Origin of the sequence: Pseudanabaena sp. 'Roaring Creek' (genome assembly GCF_001402795.1) — a bacterium.
Classification (GTDB): domain Bacteria; phylum Cyanobacteriota; class Cyanobacteriia; order Pseudanabaenales; family Pseudanabaenaceae; genus Pseudanabaena.
The window spans coordinates 1-10,492 of sequence record NZ_LIRE01000428.1 but is presented as its reverse complement, the minus strand read 5'-3'; the positions used below and the strand labels follow the sequence as shown (position 1 = coordinate 10,492).

Below are 10,492 nucleotides of genomic sequence, written 5' to 3'. Positions count from 1 at the left end.
TTAGCGATCGCGCGATCGCCGCAAGTTACCAAGCCTGATTATTACGACCTAGAAGGTCGGAAAAAGATTAAAAACAAAGATTAAAAACAAAGATTTAAAGATAAGGATTAAAAACAAAAAGAGGTGCAAAGCATCGAAAGGCGATCGCTAAATTAGCGATCGCCTTTCTGTATTTATTCGGTGTCATCCTCAATCGGCGATCTGGTTAAACTTTACATCTAAGGCGTTATTAGTTGCCTGTATGGTCTATTTGGCGATGCGGAATATCTCGAAGAAGTGGACGATACCCATTCGAGATTGGAAACCTGCTCTCAATCTCTTTGCGATCCTCGAAGAGGATCGTCTCCACATATAGCTTCTAGACTTCACCCACTTTACTTGACAGTCTCCCGCCACTTGCATTTTGGGGCTTAGTTCCTAATTAATTCTTTTGGGCGGACGATTGAGTAATCCCCCAAAAATTTCTTGATTTAAAGCGATCGCTCTAACCCTAATTTACTTCATCCAATCTAGTTCGATCTCCGTAGTGTTTGTAGAAGCTTTAGAAAAGCCCTTGGCAAATAGAAGACTTCGATAAACCCATATACTCCATTAACACAATGTTAAAGATCAAATCTCTTAGCCCTTTGCTTGCTCCTCTAGCCCTTGCTGGTGCGATTTCCATTGGTGATATTGCTGCCCATAGCTTTGTGCCTCAACTTCAAAATACTGTGACTGCTTCAGCAGAACCTACCGCACAAGAAAAGATCGATCTTATTGCTAAGAATAAAGGACAAATTGGCAATGGCGATCAATTACGTCGTTACTTCTTTGGCGATCTCGAACCTCTAGCCGTTCAACCAGGTGGTGCGGGTATGGTTGTTAATCTTTACAACAAAGCCAACGATGTGACCTTTTCTTACTGCGCGACCTATGACGTTGTTGTCGCAGTTAAAAAAGGTAGAGTTCCCGTATTTCCTGCCAATGAAGTGAAATAATTTTTCCCAACTTATTGCAGTTTTCAATTTGTCCCTAATCAGTTGAAAACTGCAAGACACCAGTAAAATGCCAATGCCATCCGAACGATTTTTAAGTCCTTTTATTTCTCCACCCCAATGTTAAAGATCGAATTTCTTGGCTCTTTATTTGCCCCTCTCGCTATTGCAGGTGCGCTCGGTATTTGCGATATTGCTACCTACAGCTTTTTTCCCCACTCCAAAATATTGTAAATGCTTCCGCAGAAACCATAGATCGGTCAAATATAATCCTCATTGCGAAGAGAGATAGCTTTTTTCCCCCACTCCAAAATACGGTAACTGCTTTAGCTGAATCCAAAGATCAAGAAAAGATCGATCTGATTGCGAAGAACAAAGGACAAATTGGTAGTGGTAATCAATTACGTCGTTACTTTTTTGGCGATCTCGAACCCCTAGGCGTTCAGACTGGTGGAGCGGGTATGGTTGTAAGTCTTTACAATAAAGCTAATGATGTAACCTTCTCTTACTGCGCGACCTATGATGTCGTTGTTGCTGTTAGGAAAGGAAAAGTGCCAATATTTCCAGCCGATGAAGTTAAATAGTCCTTTGAGAGTTGAAGTTCACAATCCCAAAATTTGCGTTTAACAAATTTGCGTTTAACATATCGTAAATTCCTATAAAAGCCGAGAGCCTATACCTTTGACTGCGGTAGGTTCTGTTTTCTAGCATTAATCGCGATTGTTTTCGTATTTCCCTTCCAAAATGACAGAGTTAGAAATAAGTAGCTAAGCATCAAATCCCAAAAACTGTACTGCCTGCTGGGCAGACGGTACAAGCTTTGATTTTGTTCTTTAACTATGTTGATGTATTTACAGCAATTTTCGATCAAACGAACCACAAAAAATCGTTAAAAGTACGGCTCTGCAACACTTTTAACAATTTGCTTAATTCGGGTTTGAGCGCAAAGCGCTGTAGTATTATGGTCACAAAAATATCCTCAAGCGCTTTGCGTTAAAATCAGAACTACAATTGGAATGAGAAGTACTGCAAGGAAATACTTCTAACAAAAATTATGCGGTTCGTTTATTTCCGATTAAGATGAAAAAATTTCTTCCTGCTGCTTTCTATCTCGCTCTTGCGGTGGTGATTCTTGCTTCGTCTAATTCGATCACCCGTAAGCTCGTCCAAATTGGACAAAATAATTTAGTCGATGGACGAAATCCAATCTCTCTTTGTAATGTTCTATTTGTCGGTAATATCTGTGCTTTGGGTTTAATGATTCTCATTTTTCATAAACATTGGAATCGAGCGAATCTCAAGACAATCACTCGTAAGGATTGGGTAGGACTGACTATTACAGGAATTTTATCAGGAGCGATCGCTCCTGCCTTGATTTTCAACGCTTTAGGAATAACCAACGTCACAAATATCGTACTAATCGGTCGAATCGAGCCGATCTTAACTCTCTTTCTCAGCGTTTGGCTCTTAGGAGCAACCCTTAATAATTGGTCGATCGCTGGCACTTTCCTCTCCTTTGCGGGGGTAGCTACGACTGCATTCATGACATCTTCAACTAATAGCATTGAGATGGGTGGTTTTCGCTTTGGAACGGGCGAAACATTAGTAGCGATCGCCGCCGTCATTATTTCTATCTCTACGATTGTGAATAAACGACAGTTAAAAAAAATTCCCTTAGGAATTTTTATGGTTTATCGAAACCTGCTAGGGACGGTGGTTTTTTTTCTATTGGCAAATATTCTTTATGGCACGAGGCATTTTGTTGATGTTTTCTCTCCTTTACTCTTGCAATGGATGCTGATCTATGCGGCAGTTATTGTCGTTACAGGTCAGCTTTGTTGGCTAGCAGGACTAAAAAAAGCCACGATTGCCGAAATCAATTTAGCAAGCCTATGCAACCCAATTATGGCTGTTATTATGGCCTATGTAATTTTGCGCGAAGTGCCAACTCAAGCTCAATATACGGGTGGAAGTTTGTTACTGATTGGCTTGATTGTTAGCTTTATTGGCAATCTCCAACAAGCAAAAATCAAGCAATCGCCTGCTAGCGATCGCGCACCCATACAAATGATTGTTGGTTTATAAGTACCGAAGTATAGCTTTAGCCAAATAAGTTAAGACATAAACCCCAAGAATTAATTGGCGGCGTGAAGCGCTGCCAATTAATTCTTGGGGTTTGATTTGTCCTAATTCAAGTGACTGTAGCTATAAGTAGTTCAGCATAAGTAAAAACCAAAACCTAGAAGAGCGTACCGACCGTGTAGCGGTCGGTACGCTCTTCTATTATGCTTCTTAGCTACTTAATTTAGACTTCGCCTCGATACTTTAAGATAACTACGCCCAAGGGTGGCGCAGTCACATCGATAGAATAAGGTTTACCATGAGTACCGTAGTCATCGGTATACTTGCCTCCCATATTACCGATCCCGCTACCGCCATAGATTGGAGCATCGCTATTAAGAATCTCTTTATAGAAGCCCTTTGCAGGAACACCAACCCGATAGTTATGATGGGGAACTGGGGTAAAGTTGCAGACCACTAATACAAACTCGCCATCTTCGCCTTTCCGTAGGAAAGAGATGACCGAATTGCGCGTATCGTTGCATTCAATCCATTCAAAGCCTTCTTGGGTGAAATCCTGAGTGTAAAGTTCGGGGAGCGATCGCAATAGTTTATTGAGATCGCTGACATATTTTTGCAATGTTTTATGGCTGGGATACTGCAATAAATGCCATTCGAGATCGCCCCAAACATTCCATTCCGCCCATTGCCCAAACTCCATCCCCATGAACATGGTTTTCTTGCCAGGATGGGTAAACATATAGCCAAAGAGACAGCGCAGATTGGCAAATTTCTGCCATTCATCTCCAGGCATCTTCCCGATCATTGGACTTTTGCCATGAACCACTTCATCGTGGGAGAGCGCTAGCATGAAGTTTTCGCTGAAGGCATACCAAATGCTAAAGGTTAGGTAGTTGTTATTATGTCCGCGAAAATAGGGATCGAGCTTGAAATAGTCCAGCATGTCATGCATCCATCCCATATTCCATTTCAGGTTAAAGCCCAAGCCACCCGAATAGGCGGGCCATGTCACCATCGGCCAAGAGGTAGATTCTTCGGCAATAGAAAGCGCTCCAGGATAATAGGTAAATAGAATGCTGTGCAGGTGACGAAATAGCTCGATCGCCTCCAAACTCTCGCGACCGCCGTACTCATTGGGCAACCAAGTTCCCGCTTCGCGGTTGTAATCGCGATAGATCATTGAGGCAACCGCGTCAACCCGAATACCATCAATATGGTATTTGTCAAACCAGAAAAGGACATTGGCAATCAAGAAATTCTTAACTTCACTACGTTTGTAGTTAAAAATCTTGGTTCCCCATTCCTTATGCTCGCCAATTCTGACATCCGCAGGCTCGTACAGAAAAGTTCCATCAAAGAAGGATAAACCATGTCCATCCTTGGGGAAGTGAGCGGGAACCCAATCGACAATGATGCCAATGTCATTCTGGTGACATTTATCGATGAAATACATCAAATCCTGCGGTGTACCATAGCGGGATGTGGCGGCATAGTAACCAGTGACTTGATAGCCCCAAGAGCCATCAAAGGGATGCTCGGCAATGGGCATCATCTCAATATGGGTATAGCCCATTTCCTTGACATAGGGGATGAGATCTTCGGCAAGTTCGCGATAGGTGAGAAATCTCGCTCCAGGCTTAAGATCGGCTGCGGATACTGCAGGATAGCCACTTTCAGGAGGATTTGCCGATGAGGCATGCATCCAAGATCCGAGATGCATTTCATAGACAGAGATGGGCTTTTTGAGGGGATCTTCCGTGCGTCGCTTTTCTAGCCAAGCGCGATCGTTCCACTGGTAGGTATTGAGATCCGTGACGATCGAAGCGGTTTTAGGGCGGATTTCTTGGAAGTAGCCGTAGGGATCGGATTTTTCGTAAATATGTCCTTCAGGACTCTTGATTTCGTATTTATATACTGTACCAACGGTTAAATCGGGAATAAATAGATCCCAAATACCCGTATTACCTTTACGCATTTGGTGCTTGCGTCCGTCCCAGCTATTGAAATCACCAATGATAGAGACGTTGCGGGCATTAGGAGCCCAGACTGCGAAATATACCCCACTGACATTATCGATGGTGGTAAGGTGCGCACCCATTTTTTCATAGATTTGATAGTGCGTTCCTTCACCAAATAGGTAGGCATCAAACTCTGTCAGTAATGGTGATTTGAAATAATAGGGATCGCGAATTAGGCGATCGCTGTCACCAGACTTGACTTTAAATTGATAGCTAAATAGGTGGGGGGCATCACTGATAATGCATTCAAAAAAGTGCGGGTGATGCACGGAATACATCGGATATTCTTTATGTTGGTCGGGTGTAACTACATATACTGCCTCTGCATCGGGTAGATACGCTCTAACCACCCATACCGACTTACCGTCTTGCTCAATTTGATGTGGCCCGAGGACTGTAAAAGGGTCGTGGTGTTGGTTCCACACAATGCGATCGATCTGCTCGGTGGGTATGGTCGGGGTCATATCTCTTTTAGTAAACGCACATATTTAAATTACTGCATATTATTCACCAAATTGCGATGTGTAATCTAAACTAAAGACTGATGGTTTATTTCGTTTTTTTTTAATGTGGTGCTTGCTGTTAAATTCTTTGCCAAAAATATTTATAGCTACAGTCACTTGACTTAGGACAAATCAAACCCCAAGAATTGACTGGCGGCGCTTCGCACCGCCAGTCAATTCTTGGGGTTTATGTCCTAGTACAATTGGCGACAGCTATATGAATATGCGTGAATATTCGCAAATATTCGCGAAAAAGCAAATTGCTAGGCTTATTTGTTAGTATTTCTACTCCCTTCCCGCTATAAAATTAGAAATTAAAAACCAAGAATTAGACGTTGCGGCGCGAAGCGCCGCAACGTCTAATTCTTCACTGGGAAGGGAGTAAATAGGTAAGGATGGGCGGCGCAAAGCGCCGCCCATCCTTACCTATTTAGTTTTTCATCGTTTTTAAATTAATCATTCTCAAAAATAAGACGATCGCTGTAATTGCCCCACAGGAAATCGTCAAGATCCAATTTTTAAGATTCCATTCCACCGCACCCAGATAACTTGAACCGATCGCAATGGTATGCACTGAGGCGAGTACCAACGCAGGAACCGAAAGTAAATGTAAATAACGCCAAGCCTTACCGAGTTTAGCGACCATCCAATCGGAACTGGTGATGGCGGCTGGAGTCATTAAGGCGATCGCGATCGCCCCTAACCAAATTGCTAGTTGATGCCTTGGGATCAGGAAAGATAAAGCATCAAAATTCCATTGAAAAGTATGTTCGAGCATATGGAAAGTATGGGCGATGGAAAGGATGAAGGCTCCCATCCCGATGGCACGGCGATAGGTCATTAACGCCGACCAAAATTTTGATATTTGTCCGAGTGGACGCGCTACCAACGCAAGAACGAGCAGAATTAATCCACCATGCCCCGTATAATCCACCATATCGCTACTTCGCAATACCGTTAGGATGCCAATTGTTAGCGTGATCCACCCGCCCATCCGAAATAACTGACTGCGGCGATCGCGACTCATTAGTCCCGCAAATATGCCAATGCCCAGCATCGATGGTAAAGTGCCGAGCCCAAAAGCCAGCATCGTTAACGCTCCCTGCATCATATTGCTAGTTTCGGCTGCCTTGAGTTGAGCTGTATAGAGAAAACCACAGGGAATCAATCCCCATGTCATTCCAAGTAAAGCAGGGGTAATAGGATGGGAATAGAGGGATAACTTCATCATGGCATTGCTAAGACGCTGATGGAGTCCGAGGGCAGCTATGGGATTGAGAAAGGGGATCTGAGGTAAACCTTCAGGCTCGATCTGCACCAGTCCCATCCATACTAATAAAACTCCCGTCAAAATCGCTAGCCACCGCCGCAGATCGCTTTCTATGCCTGCTAACTGACCACTGGCAATTAGTACTGAACCGATCGCCCCAATCGCCGCGCCTACCAGTACATAACTGAAAATCCTACCAATATTGAGCAATGCGTGAAAGTACAGATGCTGTTGCCAACCTTGGGAAGGCTCGCGATCTTGTCGATCTTTTCTAGAAAGTGAAAAGGCAACGGTCAAGGGGCCACACATACCCACGCAGTGACCAAAACTTCCTAAAAATCCCAAGGCGGATATAAGCAATAAATCTAGCATTCTTCACATATAACGCAATTTGGATGCTTATTTGCCAACATTGACGGTAAAAGTTAATTCAAAGGGTGGAAAATCTTCATCTCCCTTAGGTGCGCCGTTTAATAGCAGTTCGTATCTGCCTACCTGTGGAAATACTATCTCGATACTCGGCAAGCCCAAGTAGCGATCAAGGATCGATGGCATTTGAGATACTGTAAATCTAATATTTTTGTTGGTTAGAGACCTTACTTCTAGACGACAGTTACAGTTGTTGTAAGGAATGATTTCGCCGCCCCGTCTCGTTAACGCGATCCAAGCTCGCGATCTTTGACCTGCGATCGGGCGATCGTCTGGCTCGATATGTAATGTCCCTCCAACTTCATTAGAGGTTCTCACTTCATGGGCAATACGAATGGGAAAGCTCTTACTTCCTAAATCCACGTTGAGATTAGGAGTAGATAGATGCAAATTTAATAGGATAGAAGCAATTTCCAACATTGATTAATTAATGATTGTTTTTTGAGATGGAACGGTTAGGATTTCTTAATTACTCCACAGGCAATGCGAGTCTTGTAATCAACATTCGGAATAGTTGAATTTCCATTTGCGCCTGCATGGATGAGAATGGATGTACCGCCTTGCTTGAGCAGAGAGTTGGGCTTGTTATCCAAACTTAGTCGGGGAAGTAGGGCGTTCAGGTTTCCCTTGCCATCTTTCTTAACTACAATATTGGGCAAATCACCTGCGGGGTTATGTTTTTCTCCTTCATGCTTTTCATGGCTCCCATGGGCTCCATGCATAGGATTAATCTCATTATCGACATCGTCATCATCTTTAGGATTGAAGTGATTTCCCGATGTCTTAAAATCTGGAGCATCACATTTCCCATTCTCATGGATATGGATCATATGCTCGCCCTGAGTGAGTTTCTCGACATTGACGATAACCTGCAATCCTAGCGGCGTTTGGGTGAATGTTGCTGTTCCCACCTGCTCGCCTTTGATATTAAAAATACTGGCGATCGCATTTTGAGGATTGGGAATAATCACGGAAGTGGCATTTTGAGCGATCGCCGTAGTTGTGGAAGTGACTGCGGTAGCTGCTGTGATTGTCATGCAGGCCAAACCCAAATTAACAAGATTAAGCTTATGCCTAAAATTATGGCTAAAATCATGCCTAAAAAGGGCTAGAAGATAATTTTTATCAATCATTTTATTGGTCATATGTTCGCTTTTTTAAAACCTGTTTTCCTAAAATGCTCTTACATTGAGGTTTTCATTTTGCCTATGGCAAAATGAAAACTCAAAACCCTTATTAAGTAGCTAGGCGCAATTAAATATAAAATCCTAAAACCTATAGTGCACGCGCAGCGTGCGCTATAGGTTTTGATTCTGGGTTTTATACCAATTCACGAAAGTGTTGTCACACTTTCATGAATTGGTATAAAACCCAGTAAGGTTTTGAGATTCCCAAAATGGCGTTGCCATTTTGGGAATTGGTATTAATATCTCCTAGCTTTTTGCCCAGTCATTGTCAGCTTGCTCGATCACATAGTTTGCGACTAAATTAATTTCATTAGCAGTGAGTTTTTTGCCAAAAGCAGGCATTGCACCTTTCCCCTTAGTAACTTGGGCGACGATTGCCTCAACCGAGTATTTGCCATACTTTTCCAAGGCATCTTTTTTCAAGCTTTTGGCTGCTACTACTCGGTTTGTGCCGCCTGCATGACAGGAAGCGCAGTTTGAACTAAAAACTTTTTGACCTGATGTCTGTTCGGCAAAGGCTGGTTGGCTAAAGGATAGCCCCAAAAACAGTGTCAGCGCGATCGCGAAAATAGAGAAAATGCGTTTCATAGTTATAATTCCTTGGTCGAGTTACTTAAATATCTACGAAAAATAAGGGCAAAGCTTTACGCCGATGCCCTACGCGGCTTAGCCGCAAAGTCGAGTTGAATTTTAGTCTGGGTACATCATGCCCCTACTTGCACTGGCAGTCAAAAGACGGCTCGTCAAACAACATAAAATTTCATTAAAATGTCAAAAATTGGGGCGGGTAATTGCTGAACTGCTTACAATCCCGACTGTTAGGTGATGATAAGAAACTTTTTTTAAAATAAAATCGTCTCTCATAGTATTAACGTACTATGTTGCAGACAACTTAAAATTTCTGACTAGATTTAAATTAAATATTTAGGTTAAGTACGAGTTAAATTTGTCAGAATGCCAAAAAACGATCTCAACCTTGCTAATAATAGCCACTTAACTTATAGCCTGAACCTTTTTGGGAATTTTATGAAGCGCCCTTTGCAATCTGTATTTGTGTCTGTATCTGCATCTTGCTTAGCAGTCTTAATTACTGCTTTCACTGCGATGCCTAGCTTCGCCGCCGATCCGTTTCGCTCCACAAATGCAAGAGAGATCGGTAGTGAAACTCAAAAAGCCTTTGAATTAATGTTCAAAGACGGAAATTATGTAGCAGCAGTAAAACAGTTGGATTTAGCCGTTAGAACGGAAGCTAACGATCCACTTCTGTTTTCCTTGCGAGCATCTACTTTTTACGCTAAAGAAGACTATTTGTCCATGAAGATTGCGGGCGATCGCGTTCGTGTCAACGCTGAAGCCTTAAAGGGTAAGGATAATCTCAGAGCTTACACATATTTAGCCGTTAGCGATCTGATTTCAGCGGGATATATTATCAAAACTGAAGGCGTATCTAGTGCGCCTTCGGCTTTGCCCTTGGTGCAGAGTGTCTTTGACAATATCCAAAAAGCCAAGGATATCTCCCCTAACGATCCTGAGCTAAATTTGATTAAGGGCTATGTGGATATGCTGATCGCTTCAGTATTACCCCTCTCTGACCTTGAGACTGCCTTAGAAAGTCTGAAGCAATATGCAGCCCCCGATTATTTGAAATGGCGTGGAATTGCCCTCGCCTACCGCGATGCGCGGAAGCCAGAACTCGCACTGGATGCCGTAAATAAGGCCTTGGCTTCTGCACCCAGCAATCCAGAACTGAACTATCTCAAGGGACAGGTATTATGGATGCAGGGTGGTAGCAGTATTCCTACTGCCAAAAAACATTTTGAACTTGCTCTTAGCAAATCTAAGCAGTTGAACCCCAGCCTCCTGTCTGAGATTCGCGAGCAATGTCGCAATATTTCCAATGGTACCAATTGTCCCGAACAGAAATAAGGTTTTGGATTCAAGCTACTGAAATAAAAACTAGATTTGTTTGGAATATCAAACCCCAAAGATAAGTGGCGGCGCAATGCGCCGCCACTTATCTTTGTTATAT

General features: G+C 42.9%; 9 protein-coding genes. 4 read left to right on the top strand and 5 right to left on the bottom strand.

Annotated elements, in window-relative coordinates; genetic code table 11:
- Positions 1-599 precede the first annotated feature (599 nt).
- The 3 genes from AC805_RS14120 to AC805_RS14110 all read left to right on the top strand — a co-directional run bounded on the left by AC805_RS14120 (position 600) and on the right by AC805_RS14110 (position 3,059).
- Positions 600-977 (top strand): hypothetical protein, encoded by a 378-nt coding sequence (locus tag AC805_RS14120; RefSeq protein ID WP_055076009.1) that lies wholly within the window; start codon positions 600-602, stop codon positions 975-977.
- A 182-nt stretch (positions 978-1,159) separates the two neighbouring features.
- Positions 1,160-1,558, top strand: a complete 399-nt coding sequence (locus AC805_RS26870; RefSeq protein ID WP_055076008.1) for a hypothetical protein — start codon at positions 1,160-1,162, stop codon at positions 1,556-1,558.
- A gap of 496 nt (positions 1,559-2,054) precedes the next feature.
- Entirely contained in the window at positions 2,055-3,059 is a 1,005-nt protein-coding gene (locus AC805_RS14110; RefSeq protein ID WP_055076007.1) for a DMT family transporter, read from the top strand.
- A 220-nt stretch (positions 3,060-3,279) separates the two neighbouring features.
- Here AC805_RS14110 and glgB read toward each other — a convergent pair whose 3' ends face one another.
- The 5 genes from glgB to petJ form a co-directional block, all read right to left on the bottom strand.
- Positions 3,280-5,538 carry a 1,4-alpha-glucan branching protein GlgB gene (gene glgB / locus AC805_RS14105; protein WP_055076006.1) on the bottom strand — a complete coding sequence of 753 codons (2,259 nt, stop codon included), beginning with the start codon at positions 5,536-5,538 and terminating at the stop codon, positions 3,280-3,282.
- 469 nt (positions 5,539-6,007) lie between these two features.
- Entirely contained in the window at positions 6,008-7,219 is a 1,212-nt protein-coding gene (locus tag AC805_RS14100; RefSeq protein ID WP_055076005.1) for a sulfite exporter TauE/SafE family protein, read from the bottom strand.
- A 27-nt stretch (positions 7,220-7,246) separates the two neighbouring features.
- Positions 7,247-7,696: a hypothetical protein gene (locus AC805_RS14095; protein WP_055076004.1), complete on the bottom strand. Its 450-nt coding sequence runs from the start codon at positions 7,694-7,696 to the stop codon at positions 7,247-7,249.
- Positions 7,697-7,731: 35 nt separating this feature from the next.
- Complete coding sequence (locus AC805_RS14090) at positions 7,732-8,313, bottom strand: superoxide dismutase family protein (RefSeq protein ID WP_197278729.1); 582 nt, start codon at positions 8,311-8,313, stop codon at positions 7,732-7,734.
- Between the two features lie 396 nt (positions 8,314-8,709).
- On the bottom strand, positions 8,710-9,051 hold the full coding sequence (petJ, locus tag AC805_RS14085; RefSeq protein ID WP_055076002.1) for a cytochrome c6 PetJ: 342 nt from the start codon (positions 9,049-9,051) through the stop codon (positions 8,710-8,712).
- 438 nt (positions 9,052-9,489) lie between these two features.
- Between petJ and AC805_RS14080 the strand changes: the two genes are divergently transcribed.
- Positions 9,490-10,389 carry a Sll0314/Alr1548 family TPR repeat-containing protein gene (locus tag AC805_RS14080; RefSeq protein ID WP_231663031.1) on the top strand — a complete coding sequence of 300 codons (900 nt, stop codon included), beginning with the start codon at positions 9,490-9,492 and terminating at the stop codon, positions 10,387-10,389.
- Positions 10,390-10,492: the final 103 nt, after the last annotated feature.